Source organism: Paenibacillus sp. SC116, from assembly GCF_024733555.1.
Classification (GTDB): Bacteria; Bacillota; Bacilli; order Paenibacillales; family Paenibacillaceae; genus Paenibacillus_B.
The window spans coordinates 1,088,609-1,105,093 of sequence record NZ_JANIOF010000001.1 but is presented as its reverse complement, the minus strand read 5'-3'; the positions used below and the strand labels follow the sequence as shown (position 1 = coordinate 1,105,093).

Annotated in this window: 20 protein-coding genes; all 20 read left to right on the top strand. The window is 43.7% G+C overall.

Going from position 1 to position 16,485, the window contains the following annotated elements; genetic code table 11:
- Positions 1-724: 724 nt before the first annotated feature.
- The 20 genes from NQ117_RS04530 (at position 725) to NQ117_RS04435 (ending at position 16,351) form a co-directional block, all read left to right on the top strand.
- The gene (locus NQ117_RS04530) at positions 725-1,300 is read left to right on the top strand and encodes an RNA polymerase sigma factor (protein WP_258276799.1); all 576 of its coding nucleotides are present in this window, start codon (positions 725-727) and stop codon (positions 1,298-1,300) included.
- 7 nt (positions 1,301-1,307) lie between these two features.
- Positions 1,308-1,916: an anti-sigma factor family protein gene (locus NQ117_RS04525; protein WP_258276798.1), complete on the top strand. Its 609-nt coding sequence runs from the start codon at positions 1,308-1,310 to the stop codon at positions 1,914-1,916.
- Positions 1,917-1,960: 44 nt separating this feature from the next.
- Positions 1,961-2,566, top strand: a complete 606-nt coding sequence (locus tag NQ117_RS04520; RefSeq protein WP_258276797.1) for a histidine phosphatase family protein — start codon at positions 1,961-1,963, stop codon at positions 2,564-2,566.
- A 234-nt stretch (positions 2,567-2,800) separates the two neighbouring features.
- Entirely contained in the window at positions 2,801-3,922 is a 1,122-nt protein-coding gene (locus NQ117_RS04515; RefSeq protein ID WP_258276796.1) for a hypothetical protein, read from the top strand.
- A gap of 91 nt (positions 3,923-4,013) precedes the next feature.
- Positions 4,014-4,520, top strand: coding sequence for a gamma carbonic anhydrase family protein (locus tag NQ117_RS04510; protein WP_258278168.1), 507 nt, complete (start codon positions 4,014-4,016; stop codon positions 4,518-4,520).
- A 24-nt stretch (positions 4,521-4,544) separates the two neighbouring features.
- Positions 4,545-4,724 carry an IDEAL domain-containing protein gene (locus NQ117_RS04505; protein ID WP_258276795.1) on the top strand — a complete coding sequence of 60 codons (180 nt, stop codon included), beginning with the start codon at positions 4,545-4,547 and terminating at the stop codon, positions 4,722-4,724.
- 89 nt (positions 4,725-4,813) lie between these two features.
- The gene (locus tag NQ117_RS04500) at positions 4,814-5,266 is read left to right on the top strand and encodes a YpiF family protein (RefSeq protein ID WP_258276794.1); all 453 of its coding nucleotides are present in this window, start codon (positions 4,814-4,816) and stop codon (positions 5,264-5,266) included.
- Between the two features lie 170 nt (positions 5,267-5,436).
- Positions 5,437-5,973 (top strand): QcrA and Rieske domain-containing protein, encoded by a 537-nt coding sequence (locus tag NQ117_RS04495; protein ID WP_258276793.1) that lies wholly within the window; start codon positions 5,437-5,439, stop codon positions 5,971-5,973.
- Between the two features lie 16 nt (positions 5,974-5,989).
- The gene (gene qcrB / locus NQ117_RS04490; protein WP_028593553.1) at positions 5,990-6,661 is read left to right on the top strand and encodes a menaquinol-cytochrome c reductase cytochrome b subunit; all 672 of its coding nucleotides are present in this window, start codon (positions 5,990-5,992) and stop codon (positions 6,659-6,661) included.
- A 16-nt stretch (positions 6,662-6,677) separates the two neighbouring features.
- The gene (locus tag NQ117_RS04485) at positions 6,678-7,547 is read left to right on the top strand and encodes a menaquinol-cytochrome c reductase cytochrome b/c subunit (RefSeq protein ID WP_258276792.1); all 870 of its coding nucleotides are present in this window, start codon (positions 6,678-6,680) and stop codon (positions 7,545-7,547) included.
- Between the two features lie 81 nt (positions 7,548-7,628).
- A complete protein-coding gene (locus NQ117_RS04480; RefSeq protein ID WP_258276791.1) occupies positions 7,629-8,264 on the top strand; it encodes a DUF1405 domain-containing protein in 636 nt (211 codons plus the stop codon).
- Positions 8,265-8,326: 62 nt separating this feature from the next.
- Positions 8,327-9,082 (top strand): class I SAM-dependent methyltransferase, encoded by a 756-nt coding sequence (locus NQ117_RS04475; protein WP_258276790.1) that lies wholly within the window; start codon positions 8,327-8,329, stop codon positions 9,080-9,082.
- 65 nt (positions 9,083-9,147) lie between these two features.
- Positions 9,148-9,978, top strand: coding sequence for a sporulation protein YpjB (locus NQ117_RS04470; protein ID WP_258276789.1), 831 nt, complete (start codon positions 9,148-9,150; stop codon positions 9,976-9,978).
- 206 nt (positions 9,979-10,184) lie between these two features.
- Complete coding sequence (locus NQ117_RS04465; protein WP_258278167.1) at positions 10,185-10,595, top strand: nucleotide pyrophosphohydrolase; 411 nt, start codon at positions 10,185-10,187, stop codon at positions 10,593-10,595.
- A complete protein-coding gene (gene dapB, locus NQ117_RS04460) occupies positions 10,592-11,392 on the top strand; it encodes a 4-hydroxy-tetrahydrodipicolinate reductase (RefSeq protein ID WP_258276788.1) in 801 nt (266 codons plus the stop codon). Before NQ117_RS04465 ends, dapB begins: the two co-directional genes overlap by 4 nt.
- 79 nt (positions 11,393-11,471) lie before the next feature.
- Positions 11,472-11,897 (top strand): methylglyoxal synthase, encoded by a 426-nt coding sequence (locus tag NQ117_RS04455; RefSeq protein WP_258276787.1) that lies wholly within the window; start codon positions 11,472-11,474, stop codon positions 11,895-11,897.
- The gene (gene bshB1, locus NQ117_RS04450) at positions 11,897-12,607 is read left to right on the top strand and encodes a bacillithiol biosynthesis deacetylase BshB1 (RefSeq protein ID WP_258276786.1); all 711 of its coding nucleotides are present in this window, start codon (positions 11,897-11,899) and stop codon (positions 12,605-12,607) included. Before NQ117_RS04455 ends, bshB1 begins: the two co-directional genes overlap by 1 nt.
- Before the next feature lie 100 nt (positions 12,608-12,707).
- On the top strand, positions 12,708-13,877 hold the full coding sequence (bshA, locus tag NQ117_RS04445) for an N-acetyl-alpha-D-glucosaminyl L-malate synthase BshA (RefSeq protein WP_258276785.1): 1,170 nt from the start codon (positions 12,708-12,710) through the stop codon (positions 13,875-13,877).
- 60 nt (positions 13,878-13,937) lie between these two features.
- Positions 13,938-15,383, top strand: a complete 1,446-nt coding sequence (locus tag NQ117_RS04440) for a CCA tRNA nucleotidyltransferase (RefSeq protein WP_258276784.1) — start codon at positions 13,938-13,940, stop codon at positions 15,381-15,383.
- Entirely contained in the window at positions 15,380-16,351 is a 972-nt protein-coding gene (locus tag NQ117_RS04435; protein WP_258276783.1) for a biotin--[acetyl-CoA-carboxylase] ligase, read from the top strand. Before NQ117_RS04440 ends, NQ117_RS04435 begins: the two co-directional genes overlap by 4 nt.
- Positions 16,352-16,485 lie beyond the last annotated feature (134 nt).

Sequence of the window (16,485 nt, the reverse complement as noted above, 5' to 3'; positions counted from 1 at the left end):
AAATTTTTTCGGTAGAAGTTATTGACAGAATGAAAACGTATACATTATACTATAACTACAGTATGGTTTCTCTCCACTCCTATCCAAATATGCACTTTGTGCAACCACTCCATTATGGAGTGGTTCTTTTTTTTTGTCTTAATCTAGAATGAACGATACGGACTTAAGGGACACTGGAGAGCCATGAGAAACATTAAAGAATCAAAGGGTTACACAGTATCATTAGAAAACGATACGTGATTCAACATCAGTAACTCAGTAACACCTTCAAGCTGTGATGAGGGGTTGTCGAGGAGGAACTCGGAAGTAATTTTTCTTGAATTATTGTGCAAGACTACAAATTCATCATGGAGTAGAAATCTTAAAGAAACATTAATTACCATGCTTGTAATTCTCCAATTTCGTACTACTTCTTTATAATATATGTTAATATGTAAGACGCGGAACCGCTTCACTAAGAAGAGGTTCTTTTTTGTGCAAATGTTCAACCTTAAAAGAATCTTAAGAAAAATTAACATTACGCATGTATGTCTTATGCTAAAATAACAATGTAGTAAACAAAGATGTAAAATCATAGGATTTATTGTCGTATCGTTGGAAATTATCTATTCGTTTCTTAAATATAAGTAGTATCCGATTCGCAACTTTTTATTTTTTGTGATGTATAATATCCTTAAAGGTAGCGCATCGGGGACGAAATGGAAAGCAAGGAGGATCGCAATCCATGACTGACTCCCTAATTATCCGTGAAATCAAGGAAGGAAACACCGACTTGTATGCGGATTTGATGAATCGTTATCACCGTAAAGTTTTAGCTTTTATTTATCACATGCTTCGTAATTCTCAGTTGGAGTTACTTGCAGAGGACTTGTGTGCAGAGACATTCTATAAGGCATACCGCAGCTTACATACGTTTAGAGAAGCAGAAGCATCATTCTCTACATGGCTCTATACGATAGCTCGTAATACGGTGTTAAGTGAACTTCGTAAGCAACGAAGTCTTCAAGTGTCACTTGATGAAGATAATAGCATCGTACCTGAAGCTCCTAAAGAACTAACACCTGAATATACAGCTCTTCGTAATGAGAAAGTACAGCTCGTTAGGGAAGCGATTAACAATTTGCCTGAAAAGCAGCGTTCTGCCATCATCCTGCGTGAATATGACCAACTGGATTACCAAGAGATAGCCAATCAGCTAGGACAGACGGTAAGCTCAGTAAAATCATTGTTGTTCCGGGCTCGCACAAGTATTAAATGTCAAATGGAAGGATACATAACTGACCCGGGATTGAAGGGATGAACGGAAAATGAAATGTGCGGAAGCGCTCGAATGGATATCGGTCTACAGCGATATGCCAGAAGACGATCCGCAACGTCTTAGCATTCAAAGTCATTTGTCAGTGTGTGAAGGCTGTGCGGAAGAGTATCAGATTTGGGCAGCGAGCGAGGCATGGACTGATGACCTAGTAGAGTCAAGCTTAGCAGAGGCAGAAATGAATGGGCCTATTACGTTTGACTCCTCTCTCGTGATGGACCGCATATACAGTGAACAAGAATGGCTTATGCCGGTCCATAGACGTTCTCATGTGATGTCGCTTAAGATGCGTAACATTTTGGTTGGGGTAATGTCATTTTGTATCGTTGTATTTATGAGCAGTTTGATTGTGATGGCTGTTTACCCAAACAAAGTGGAAACGGAGCCTTCTGATCAGGGTGGCATTATACCAACCGCAATAGCAGGCAGTAATTCAACAGAATTGGATATCACAATCGGAGATGTTCCTTATTCTGAAACAAGTGAACCGCTAATTCTACAAGTTGTCCCAACTATTCCAGAGTATTGGATTGTTTACTCCCTTGTAGGGATCATCATTGCCTCCTTGCTGTATCATTATTTAGCGCGGATTAGGCGTTAATATGGTAAGATGATGCTATCATTTGGAACAGGCAGGAGAATCTAATGAATAGACAACAAATAGGATTAGTAAGACATGGGCAGACTGATTGGAATGCGCTTGGTCGTATTCAAGGTCAGACTGATATTCCACTGAATGATATCGGTAGAGATCAAGCGATGAAGCTTGCTGCACGATTAGTGCAGGAGCCTTATCGCTTTGATGCCGTTATTTCAAGTGGTCTGCAACGTGCTGAAGAAACAGCCGCTATCATTGCATCACATTTACAGATTCCGTTATTAGAGCCGCATGCAGGTTTGCTGGAGAGGGCATTCGGGCTCGCGGAAGGAACCACACTAGAAGAACGTACTTCTAGATGGGGAGTGGACTGGAAAGCTCAAGATGTTGGTCAAGAAACAGATCATGCTATTAGGTCGAGAGCGGTAGAAGCGGTGAACTTTATTGCCAATGAATGGCCGGAACGCAATATACTCATAATTAGCCATGGAAGCTGGTTAGCTCAGCTGTTCCATACTTGGTTCGGCGAAGAATGTACAAGTCATATCGGAAACTTGTCATTTACAGTCGTTGAGAAACATGAGCAGATTTGGGAGCCTTTGCTGCTGAATTGTTCTCGTCACATAGCAGAAACGACTTTTGAGGTACGGTAAATTGAATAACATTTGTGAGTCTTTATGAAAAGGTTGTTCCACAGGCTGTTTATCAGCTTTGGAACAACCTTTTTTTTGTTTTGTGAAAAGTGTAACTTGATGGAGAATTTTTAGTCGTTATTTTTGTTTATCATATTTTTTTCTAATCATTCGTATAAACGAGCAGAATTGTCCAATAATGGATTCTAGACAACGAGAATCGGCGATGGACGACGGGACAATTGGAGGTGGATCATGAACTTAGCCGATATGCTTAGCTATGCAGATATTCAGCAGCTCGTCAGCATTGCGAAAAGATACGATTGCGAGTGTGATGCCCATTCGAAGCGTGAATTGATTCAATCGATTTTGACGAAAATAGGGCACAAAGATTGGTTTGAGCAATTCATTAATGAGATGAGTGTAGAGGAACTTCGATTTATTAACTCATTGCTGTTTGAGCAGCGATCGTTGTTCAGTCTAGAAGAGTTAATTGCGAGAGTTCAACAGACACGATTTGAAAGAGATGAACAAACTCAATCTTCTAGTCCGCGCGATATGATTGTGAAAATGCGGCAGAGTGGATGGCTGTTCAACGGAGCTAGCCAGCAAACCAAATATCTCTTTCAAGTTCCTGAAGATCTCAAAGAACGCTTCAAGCTTGTTATGAAAAGACGTATGGAGCAAGAGCTCGTATCTGTTCAAGAGCCTGAGGCATATCGGGATGAAGATGGTCGTATTGGCGAGGATATCATTACCATGCTTCGATATTTTCATGAATCAGACAACGTACCGCTTAATCCTGAGGGAGTCATGTACAAGAAGACGCAGCAGCTGCTGATCGAAAAAATGTCTGTCATGGAAGAACCCGTATCCAAAGGAGAATGGCGCTTCGGTTATGGAAGACGATTTCACAATTACCCAAATCGTTTGTCTCTATTGTACGACTACGTGTTCTATCAAGGTTGGATCGAAGAACATGCAGGGAAGTTGGTTGTTTCAGCGTCGGGGCTCGAACGGCTAGAAAAAGGTGCAGCTTATGAACCGATACAGCCCATTTATCGGTTTTGGTTGAAGTTGTATAAAAATGCAATACCTAATGTGTCAGCTATCGTTCATTGGATTCACTTATGTACGGCAAGATGGACGACTGTTGAATCGATGGAACAAGCATTGACCCCTTATGTGAAGCCTTTTTTCTACGATGAACCACAGTCTATTATTAGGCAGCGGATCATTCAGATGTTAGTTCATCTTGGTTTGTTGAAAATAGGTGAAGATGCAAACACGGGGACATCTGTTCAAATGTCAAAACGAGGTAATCTCCTAGTTAAAGGTGTAATTATCACACATGAGGACAAAATTAAGCTAGGTTGACAATAAAATGCAGCATTGTTACGATGAACCCAAAATGAACGGCTATACTGATAGTGAACTAACTATTCATGCCGACGTGGAGGGGAAAGCGATGCTCATTCCTTACAATCATATCATACCGAACATTCATCAATCGGTATATGTTGCAGATGGAGCTAAAATAATTGGAGACGTAACGGTTGGAGCGCAGTCAACAATATGGTTTAATGCGGTACTGCGCGGGGATTTGGCACCTATTATCATCGGCGAATCCGCTAATATTCAAGATGGAGTCATCGGTCACGTTAATACCAATCAGCCGTTAATTGTAGGCTCAGAAGTGTCTGTGGGACACGGGGCTATCATCCATGGTTGTACACTAGGCAAAGGTACATTAATTGGGATGGGGGCGATTGTACTGAACGGGGCTGACATCGGTGAATATGCTTTAATAGGGGCAGGATCGGTTGTAACCGAAAACAAATCAATCCCGGCCTATACTCTTTCCATCGGTTCACCCGCCCGAGTTATTCGAGAACTGACGGAAGAAGATTTACAGCGTATGAAACGAACAACCGAAAGCTATGTGGTGAAAGGAAAGGAATATAGGGGCTCTTAATCGTTATGGTTGGAGGTGCATCCTATGGACAAAATGAAAGTAACGTATGAAGCAATGTTAAGTCTGACTGCTGAAATGGTGTGGGACGAAGCGATAAAAAAGCATCGCACTTTACGTATCTACGAAGAAATTGATAGAGCTCTCGCTGCGGGGGATGAAAACACTTTTCATCAACTTACAAATGAATTAAAGACGCTTCAATGAAGAACGCATTTTGCGGTTCTTCATTTTTTTGTTTGTACAGGTATAATGGAATAGGAACAACTTGGCAATCAATCCATGGAGGGGTAATCATGAAATTTAGTGACTTGACGAGAGAACAATGGACAGAGTGGAGACCATACCTAGATACTTGCCTTTTGCCGATTACAGGGTTAACTGGGCTTGAGTCTCCTGTGGAGGCTGCAGATCGATTAGAAGAATTGAGGGATTGGTTGGAATTAGTCGAAACTCCTTTTCACGGTAGAGTTGTGACTTATCCTGCTTATCATTATAGCAGTTTCGGAATGAATGATAGGGGAGATGCATGGTTTGCTTTACAAGAAGTTGTACGTATGGTGAAACGAATCGGGTTCAAATATGTCATTATTATGTCCTGTCAGCCTCATATTTCTAAAGAGAATCTTTCTGAGGCTGATTTAATACTAACTCCATATTCTGTAGGAGTGGAAAATGAGAAAAGTATAGCTAAAATGATAGAAATTAAAGTGAGTGAAATGTGGAATCCGTCACAAACTGATCACTAAATGTGACAAATTATCAACAATTAATGAAGTATTAATGGTTGATAGTTCCAATTAATCTGGTAAATTATTGACGCTTACATAGTGCTGGGATATTATAGGGATGTCTTAGTTAGATGGTAATAAATCTCATAATTAGCTGTAACAACGGTTGGTAAAGGGGGTTAGAGAGGATGAGTCAACCGCTTGAGAACAAGCAACCTCACAAACCGGCAACTCGTAAAGAAATGTCCCGTCGACAATTTCTTTCCTACACGCTAGGTGGGGCTGGCGCGTTTATGATGGGTGGAGCGGCATTACCGATGGTTCGTTTTGCAGTCGATCCTTTGCTTCAGGAAAAGGCTGTAACCGACTACATTAAGGTAGTAGAAGAGAGTAAATTGACCGCTGAACCGCAAGAATTTTCTTTTAAAAGATTGCAAGTTGATGGTTGGTATGAAGATGAAGCAAAATTAAAAGCTTGGATTACGAAGGATGAGAGTGGAATTTTAGCATTATCCCCAGTATGCAAGCACTTAGGCTGTACCGTTGGCTGGAATAATAGTGCCGCTCATAAAGACCAATATTTTTGTCCGTGTCATGGAGCGTTTTACACTAAAGACGGCAAACAGATGGCAATTGCACGTGCTCCATTGGACGAATACGAAGTGAAAGTTGATAATGGTATTGTCTACTTGGGAGCAATAAAACCAAATACACGCGTGAAATAAGGAGGCGTAATGACAGATGTTTAAAGGCGTTTACAACTGGATAGACGAACGTCTGGACATCACGCCGATATGGCGCGATGTGGCTGATCATGAAGTGCCGGAACACGTTAACCCTGCACATCATTTTTCGGCGTTCGTGTATTGCTTTGGTGGACTAACATTTTTCATAACTGTTATTCAAATTTTGTCGGGTATGTTTCTTACGATGAGTTATGTGCCAGATATTCAAAATGCATATTACAGCGTAGAATATTTACAACAACGAGTTGCATTCGGGGGTATCGTTCGAGGAATGCATCACTGGGGAGCATCACTAGTCATTGTTATGATGTTCTTACATACACTCCGTGTTTTCTTCACAGGTTCATACAAAGCTCCACGTGAGATGAACTGGGTAGTTGGTATGCTTATCTTCTTTGTCATGCTAGGACTCGGTTTCACAGGCTACTTACTTCCTTGGGATAACAAAGCTTATTTTGCAACAAAAGTTGGTATGGAGATTGCAGATACGGTTCCATATATCGGGCCATACCTAAAAGAATTAATGCAAGGCGGCGAAATTGTTGGTGCGCAGACACTAACTAGATTTTTTGCTATACACGTTTTCTTCTTACCTGCAGCTCTACTAGGATTGCTAGGAGCACATTTCTTCATGATACGCCGTCAAGGCATATCAGGGCCGCTATAAGAGAGGGGGAGAAGAGATGGCACATGGTTCTAAAGATGAAAAAGTCGTGTACGTTGGGGATTCCCGAGTCAAGAAGAAAAGTCATCAACCGCTTCAGCCGGACTATTCTTCCTATCCTGGCAAATCGGAAGCCTTCATCCCTAACTTTCTATTAAAAGAATGGATGGTAGGCGCGGTTGTACTTGTTGGATTTCTCGTTTTAACGATTTCGGAGGCTCCTCCGTTAGGTTATCCGGCTGATCCGAACAATACAGCGTTTATTCCGATACCGGACTGGTACTTCTTGTTCTTGTATCAATTACTTAAATATCCGTATGCTGCCGGTAATTATGTACTCATTGGTACCGTACTTATACCAGGTATTGCATTTGGTGGATTAATGCTTGCTCCGTTCTTGGACACTGGCAAGGAGCGCCGCTTCTATAGACGTCCAATTGCATCTTCACTTATGCTTGTGTCATTGGCTGCTTGTGTCTATTTAACAGTAGTTTCTTGGGACCAATACCAACATGAGCTTGAAGTGCAGAAAATTGAGCCAGAACATCATAAGCGTGTTCGTGAGGCAGAAAAGAATGCGCTTGCAGGCAAGCCGTATAATCATCCGAAGCCTAACGATTCAGTTGCTTTAGTAGCTGCTGATGATCCAGCCATGGAAACGTATAAGAAAGCGACTTGTATTGCGTGTCATGGTGGGGAACTTGAAGGCGGAGGAGCTCCTGCCTTGCTTGGCGTAGGTGATCGCTTGTCGAAAGAAGAAATTTTGACGGTCATTAAAGATGGACGTGGCGCGATGCCAGCGATGCTGGATACAGCTACGTCAGCAGGAGTAACAGAAGAAGAGCTAGATAAGCTGGCTGACTGGCTTGCGAAGCAGAAGAAAGAATAGTAGAATGATCCACAATGCTGGCCTGATCGCAATCATGCGGTCAGGCTTTCTGCGATCATTTCGACTGTTTGGAGGAGTAATATGATACATCCTATAAGTAATCAAGCTTTTTTCACAAAGCGCTGGGTATTATGGGCGTTGTTCTGGTCAAATGCATTAGGTACGATTTACGGATATTATTGGTACAAAGAACAACTTGTTTACACTTGGATGAATCTTCCGTTATGGCAGATTGTTTTCGTTCCAGACAGCCCTACTGCAAGCTTGTTTTTTACAATATCTCTTCTGTTCTTACTATTTCCTCCTAAAGGCACAAGTATTGCTTTACTTGCATTCAGGGGAATTATCGAAGCTTTAGCCGTGGTTACTTCAATTAAGTACGGGATATGGGCTTGTGTCATGATTTTTAGCGCGACATATCAAGGACAGGACATGATCTGGCAGGACTGGATGTTAATTTCCTCACACTTGGCTATGGCAGTTGAAGCATTATTGTATGCGAAATGGTTCCGCTATGGGGCGATTAGCATTATGGTTGCAGCAGGATGGACTTGGCTTAATGATACGGTTGATTATATGTTTGGTGTATTTCCAAGTTTGTCTCGATTGTTAATGGATGATTTGACCGCTATTTGTATTTTCACTTTTATACTTACAGGTGTTAGTGTTGCAGCAGCAAGATTGGTAATTAGGGGACAACACAACAGACTTTTATAATAAACTTTTATAAAAGAAATGGATGATTGGTTATCTATGCATACAACATGTGGAGGAACGAAATGGATCATAATCTACAAGAATACGCAGATGTAATACGTTATGATGAAGAGAATAAAGGTACATACGAACTAGCTACCATTTTAAAAATGTGTCAGCTGTCAGAAGGGCCAGTGTTGGATGCAGCAACAGGAACAGGCAGAATTGCGATACCTTTAGCACAGGAAGGGTATGAAGTAGTAGGGGTCGATCTTCATCAAGGTATGCTTGATCATGCTGCTCTAAAGTCTGCTGAGCTGAATTTGGATATTGTTTGGCAACAAGCTGACTGTGAAGAATTACCCTGGGAGAATAACTTTCAGCTCGTTTCAATGGTGGGGAATGCATTTCAGCATTTTCTAACAAATGATTCACAGAGTCGCTTGCTGCAATCCTTCCATAAAGCGCTGAAGCCAGGGGGCATATGCTTGTTTGACACAAGATTCCCATTGGCAGATGAAATCTTTCAGCCAGATGAGCTGCTCGTTGATCACAAATACACATGTGCAGATGGTCGAGTATGTGAAGTTGCTTACCAGAGCAGCTATGATGCGGTTAGCCAAATTCAACGGTATAAAACGGTTAGAACCTATTATGTAAATGATCAGATTGATAATGATGATACAACCTATATTGATTTGCGTTATACATTCCCGCAGGAATTAATCCGATTGATGGACGCTAGTGGATTTGAACTGCTTCATATGTGGGGCGGGTGGAAAGAGCAACCTTTGACAGGAAAATCCATTAGTATCGTTGTTGCTGCAAGAAAAAGATAGTTGTCTACTTGAATTGTTCTAGATTCTCATTCTTCCCCATAGGTTAAGGAAGGGGAGGGGTGTACATGCATGCACTGCGTATCGTTATCTGTTTCGTACTTGTATGGGCCGTAATGTCCATGCCTCCGTACGTACAAGCTGCCGTTGATAAACAATCCGATCTCAACATCTTGAATTGGAAAGAGGCTGACCGGCTAGCTGCAGCGATGTATAAAGATAGCGTGAATGGAAACATGACAAATATTCATGCCAATATGAAAAATTTCACCACGGTACTATCAGCACCAGGCATGTTCGATCATATGACCTACGAGCAAATGAAGGCGATTACCGATAGCGTGATACGCTTTAAGCAGACGCTGGTTGCTGCCAAACAAGATGAACAGCAACTTGAACGAGCGGCTGCTCGATTACGATTAGTCATTGACGCAGTTACGCATGAACAGGATGCAATGTGGCGGCAGTATGCAACGGTCATCATGGATGAGATGAAACAGATGGCTGAGGCAAAAACTGCTGCTGTATGGAAGCAGGTATCCTTACAGTGGCTGGAACATATGGATAGGCTGCTGCCTGCTGCTTCCATTGATCGTCCTATAGAAGCAATTGAAATGGCAACTTCTATGATTACACTTGTTAATAAGGGCATACGTGATGAAGTGAAGCATGAAGATGTACAGCGTGCTTTAAAAGATTATGAATCCATTATATTAGATAATTTGTTTGGATCTACGAAGGAATTAGAGACGATTGCACCTATTGTGGAAGAGCCTATTCCGATGCAAGTATTAATATGGTTAGGGTGTATTGTTACGGTTACGTTAGCGTATGTGGCGTATCAAAAGTATCGCTATGACCGAGATGGTATTCACAATAGTCCTTGGGGTTCATTATAAATGATGGATAAGATGACTTCTGAAAGCGGAAGTCGTCTTTTTTATTATTTATCGATGACGGCCCTTACTATCATGCTTCAATCCTGCACAGCAACAATAAATGGGCTTAAAAAGCATTTGTTTTCCATCATGCTTTGCGATAACATATTAGCTATATTAGGCATCGTGCAGGCATACAACATGTGCATGTACAGAAAGGATTGACCATGTCGGATCATCAACGTTCCTTTTCATTAGAAAATCTTCGCGATAAGCCATTGGCTGAAATGCAGCGCGAAGTCGATCAATACATATCCCAGTTTAAAGAAGGATACTTCAGTCCATTAGCAATGCTTGCTAGATTGACGGAGGAGGCAGGGGAATTAGCTCGTGAGGTGAATCATTTCTATGGTGAGAAACCGAAGAAATCCTCTGAAGCGGATAATTCCATCGAAATGGAGCTTGGGGATGTTCTCTTTATTCTATTATGCTTTGCTAATTCCTTAGGAATTGATTTGACAGAAGCTCACGATAAAGTAATGGATAAATTCAACACACGTGATGCAAATCGATGGACTCGAATCGAACAATCATCGAACGTTGGACATGATGATAACGGAAAGGTTGATGAATCATGAATAAGATAAGAGTTGCTGTAACTGGAGCGGGTGGCCGTATGGGCCGCGAAGTTGTAAAAATGGTTCTAGAAGATGATACACTGGAACTAGCAGCAGCAATCGATAGATCTTCTGGTTCCATTGATGCTGCACAACTAGTTGGCTTGCCAGCAAGCGGTGTTATCGTGACAAATGATTTGGAACGAGCATTGGAACAGACAAGCCCAGATGTGCTTGTTGATTTTACTACTCCGCATGTAGTTATGAATAATACATTGCTAGCTATTCGATATGGTGTAAGGCCTGTAGTCGGAGCAACCGGATTCACAGCAGAACAAATTGAAGAGCTGCAGCAAATGTGCAGAGAGAAGAAGCTTGGAGGCTTAATTGCACCCAACTTCTCCATTGGAGCCATCTTAATGATGAAATTTGCCCAACAGGCATCTAAATATTTCCCTGATCTTGAAATTATAGAGTATCATGGTGATCAGAAGTTGGATGCACCATCGGGTACAGCAGTTAAAACGGCAGAATTGATCTCTCAAGTTCGAAAAGAGCATCGTCAAGGCAATCCGAACGAGGAGGAGACGATTGAAGGATCACGTGGCGGATACTACAATGGATTCCGAATTCACAGTGTTCGTTTACCTGGTGTGTTTGCACAACAAGAAGTTATTTTCGGTGGATACGGCCAATCGTTAAAAATACGTCATGATTCTTATGAGCGTGCAGGCTACATGCCTGGAGTTAATGTTGCCGTAAAGAAAGTCATGGAAATAGAAGAATTAATTTATGGTTTTGAGCACATGATGGACTAATAGCTTTTCGATACATGCATTTCATAATATTCAAACTTCTAACTTGTATACATCGCAGATAGACGGAGGGTAATTAACTATGCTAAATATCGCATTCATTTCACATGATCGCAAAAAAGATGAAATGGTCAACTTTGTAATTGCTTACGAATATGTATTTCATGGTCATAAGCTTTATTCAACGGGGACGACAGGAAGCCGTATTATGGATGCTACGAAATTAGATATTCATCGTTTCCAGTCTGGACCGCTCGGTGGAGATCAACAAATTGGCGCCTTAGTTGCCGATAATGAAATGGATCTGATTATCTTCTTGCGTGATCCGCTTATGGCACAACCTCACGAGCCAGATATTATCGCGTTGCTTCGTCTATGTGATGTGCAAGGTATTCCGGTAGCGACCAATATTGCTACCGCTGAGCTGCTCGTACGTGCATTAGAGCGTGGAGATTTTGCTTGGCGAGAATTAACGGATAAATATAAACCGGGAGTCGATGAAGCTTAATGAATCAGGTAGATTTATTAGCATTCGGAGCTCATCCTGATGACGTAGAAATTGGGATGGGTGGTACGTTGGCCAAACATCAGCAAGCAGGCTTTAGCATTGGTATCGTTGATATGACTTATGCTGAGATGTCTTCTAATGGAACGGTAGAAATACGTCAGCAGGAAGCAAAGGCGGCTGATGAAGCGTTGAGAATATCCTTTCGCTTGAATTTGGGGTTGCCCGATCGCGGATTGAAGTTGGATAAGTCGCATGTTGATGAAGTTGTCAAAGCAATCCGTACCTATCGGCCGCGTGTTGTTTTTGTACCGTATTGGGAAGATAGGCATCCTGACCATGTCATGTGCAGTCGTATCGTACAAGAAGCGCTGTTTAATGCGAAGTTACGCCGATACATGCCAGAGTTGGCTGCTCATCAGCCTGAACATGTGTATTTTTACTTCATTAACGACTTGGCACCAGCTGACCTTATCGTCGATGTAACAGATGTTTATGATCAGAAGCAGGCAGCTCTTTATGCTTATCAGTCCCAGTTCACATGCGCAAAAAGTGGGGAAGATATCGTTGCAACTCCATTAAATCAAGGTTACGTAGAACGGGTTGCCGCTCGCGATGCGCTTATAGGACAAGCAAGAGGGATTGAGTATGCAGAAGGTTTTATTTATAAGGGTCCTTATCATGTTGCATATTTGTTAGAACGGGAATCATAAATCATAAATACGTAAATATAAAGAAGGCATATAATCCTTCATTGATGCAGCAGCAGTAAACCGTTGTTGTAGAGAGCAGCAGTGTAAGGGAGGTCAGGGTATGACACAGGAGCCTTTGAAAATAGGGATAACATGCTACCCTTCACTTGGAGGGTCAGGTGTGGTTGCAACAGAGCTTGGCAAACTGTTGGCTGAGCGTGGACATCAAGTTCATTTTATTACGCACAATATTCCGTTTCGTTTAGGAACTTCTTTTCAGAAAAATATTTATTACCATGAGGTGGATGTGAATGATTATTATGTGTTCCGCTATCCTCCTTATGATTTGTCATTAGCCAGCAAAATGGCACAAGTGGCAAAAATGCAGCAGTTGGATTTGCTTCATGTTCATTACGCAGTACCACATGCCGTATGTGCTTATTTGGCGAAACAAATGAGCTCTTCGGATTTAAAAGTGGTCACTACTCTTCATGGTACGGATATTACCGTGTTAGCGCAGGATGAAACTTTAAAGGACATGATTCGGTTTGCGATTAATCAAAGTGACGCCGTTACGGCAGTATCCCAAGACTTGATTTCCGAGACGAGAGAATTGCTTGATATTGATCGTCATATTGACTTGACTTATAACTTTATCGATAAGCGAGTGTATTATCCGCGTGATATTTCTCACTTGCGTTCAGAGTTTGCATATCCAGATGAGAAAATCGTAATGCACATTTCTAATTTCCGTCCGGTGAAGCGGGTATGTGATGTAGTTGATACATTTGCAAAAATGGCGGAAAAAGTGCCTTCACGACTTGTTTTTGTTGGTGAAGGACCTGATATGCCGAAAGTACAGCACAAAATTATGGCCATGGGTTTGGAAAATCGCGTACATTTCTTAGGAAAACAGGACGAGATCGCTCAAGTTATTTCTTTGGCTGACGTTTTGTTATTACCTTCGGAGAAAGAAAGCTTTGGCTTGGTTGCCTTGGAAGCAATGGCTTGCGGTGTTCCGACTATCGGTTCGATTGCAGGTGGCATACCTGAACTCGTAACTCATGAAGAAACGGGATTTTTGGCACCAGTCGGAGATACCGATGCGATGGCAGCTTATGCGGTCCGCTTGTTGACAGACGATGCTTTGGCAGAGCGTATGCGTGAAGCATGCTTGCATAGAGCTCGTCACGTGTTCTGTAATGATCTCATCACGCATGAGTATGAGAAAATATATTATCGTGTATTGAATCGGGAAGTAAATTTGGAAGAGCCCGTGTGCACGTCATGATCGATATGCATTGGTTATTATCGGCATCCTGTCGTGAAACCGATGTCAAGAAAGGCTTGAATGGATATGCTTCAACTACAGTTGAATAGTGACCTAGCTGAAGGAGCGAGAGAAATTATTCGAACGCTAGAGCAGTTTGGTTATCAAGCTTATATGGTAGGCGGATGTGTGCGTGATACGATACTAGGACGTCCCATTCACGATATCGATATTGCTACTTCTGCAGAGCCTGATCAAGTATGTGATGTGTTTGATCGTGTCATACCAACAGGCTTGCAGCATGGAACGGTTACGGTTGTCACGAAATATGGTACTTATGAAGTGACAACATTTCGACGTGAGGGCGGTTATGTGGATAATCGCCGTCCAGCGTCCGTGGAATTTATTACGGATGTGACGGAAGATTTGCGTCGAAGAGACTTTACGATGAATGCAATGGCCGTTGATGCTAACGGCTTTGTGCTGGATCCATTTGCTGGACAAGTCGATTTGCTTGCGTGCCGCATCCGTACAGTTGGTGATGCAGAGGAGCGGTTCAGCGAGGATGCTTTGCGCATGCTGCGAGCGCTTCGCTTCGCTTCTGTGTTACAGATGCGGATCGCGAAGGGGACGTGGCGCGCATTGATGAAGCTGCGCGCTGAATTGGCTCCTGTCGCGATGGAACGTGTGCGCGAAGAGTTGTGGAAGCTTACCGCTGGGCCAGATCCTGCTAGGGGCTGGGCGTTTGTCGTGCGAAGCGGGATACTCGCTTATGCGAAAGAGCCGCTTCTATACATAGCGCACCCATGGAGCGCCCGTTGGCAAAGCGCACTCGCAGCGATCGGGCAAATGGAGACGCCCGAGCTGCGCTTCGCGCTGTTTGCGCTTGTGCATGGCGCAAGCGCGGAAGAGGCGCAGGCTGTATGCCTTGCCCTGCGCCTCTCAGGCGCGCAGCAGGACGGCATATTGCCCGTCCTGCGCGCCCATGCGCAGCTCGCTGCGGCGGCGCAGGCGTTATCCGCCGCCGCAGCAGCGCAAAGCGCCGTTAGCGCTGGCGAAGCTGCGCTGCGCCGCGCGTTCGCGCAAGCCGTGCTCGCCTATGGCGAAACGGCTGTGCGCGGAGCCCTGGCTTGCCGCCAAGCGATGCTAGGCGTAAGTTTAGGCGAGCAGCCTGCGGCAGCACAGCAAGCACACGAGCAGCCGCAGGCCGCAGACGAACTACAGCAGGCACAGGCTGCATACGCACAGCCACAGGCCGCAGACGAACTACAGCGGGCATACGCGCAACCAGAGGCTGGTTGCACGCTGCTGCGCATGGCGCCGCAGTGGCTCAAGGACATGCCGGTCCGGCAGCTGTCGGACCTTGCCATTAAGGGCCGCGACATCCTCGCGACAAGCGAGCATCCTGCCGGCCCTTGGGTACGAGTCAGCCTAGAACGTGTCTGGCTAGAGGTGGCAATCGGTGCGCTCCCGAACGAGCGCGATGCCTTAATGAATGAAGTAATGAAAGGTGAGGATACAGTGTGAGCGATCCGCTCTTAGGATGGTTCCAATCCCATCAAGATCAATATATTTCTGGCGAAGAGATAAGTCGGGAGCTGTCCATATCGCGTACAGCGGTATGGAAGCAAATTAATCGTTTGCGCAAAAAAGGCTATCGATTTGAAGCCGTTCCGAAGCTTGGATACCGCCTTATCGGCGAGCCTACTAAGCTCGATGAATCATCGATTAGAGAGCATCTCAAGTCAAGCAGCTTCGGCCAACAGTTGAAGCTGCTTGAACGCACAGATTCAACTCAGAACGTAGCACTCGCTTGGTCTCTAGAAGGGGCAGAAGAGGGTGCAGTCGTCATTGCTGAAGAGCAAGGAGAAGGACGAGGTCGTCGGGGGAGAGCATGGCATTCACCTGCGGGTAAAGGGATTTGGATGAGTCTCGTGCTTAAGCCGCGTATACCGCTTCATTTCACTCCTCATTTAACACTGCTCACTGCAGTAGCTATATGTCGAGCTATCAAACGTATTGTCTCCTTACCAGTAGGTATAAAATGGCCGAATGATTTACTCGTAAGTGAACGAAAAGTATGCGGCATTTTGCTGGAGTCTCAAGCAGAGGATGAGCGATTGCTCAGTGTTATCGCAGGTGTGGGCATTAGCGTTAATTTAGAAGAAGAGGACTTTCCAGAGGAGCTTCGACAAGTTGTGACTTCGCTGCGTCGGGAAAGTGGACAAGAAGTAGACCGCGCTGCACTGCTTGCCGAAGTATTGTTCGAGTGGGAGCAATTGTACCGTCTCTACGAAGAGCAAGGTTTCGGCCCAATTCGCTCGTTATGGGAAGCGCAAAGTATTACGATCGGGCGCTCGCTTAACGTCGATACTCCTTTTGGACGCGTTAGCGGTGTAGCTCAAGGACTAGATGAATCCGGTGCGCTTCTATTGCTGGATGCAGATGGCTGTTATAAGAAAGTTTTTTCTGGAGACGTGCAATTTAGTACATGATTTGAAGGCACATTTCTGGTATACTAGCTTTGTAGGCGGTATCCGACTGGAACCGCACTCGCAAAGCAACGGAATTGTGCCTTTAATTGCATAGTAGCTGTGCTGCACATTTCTGCTCTGAGCCGAAGGGACCG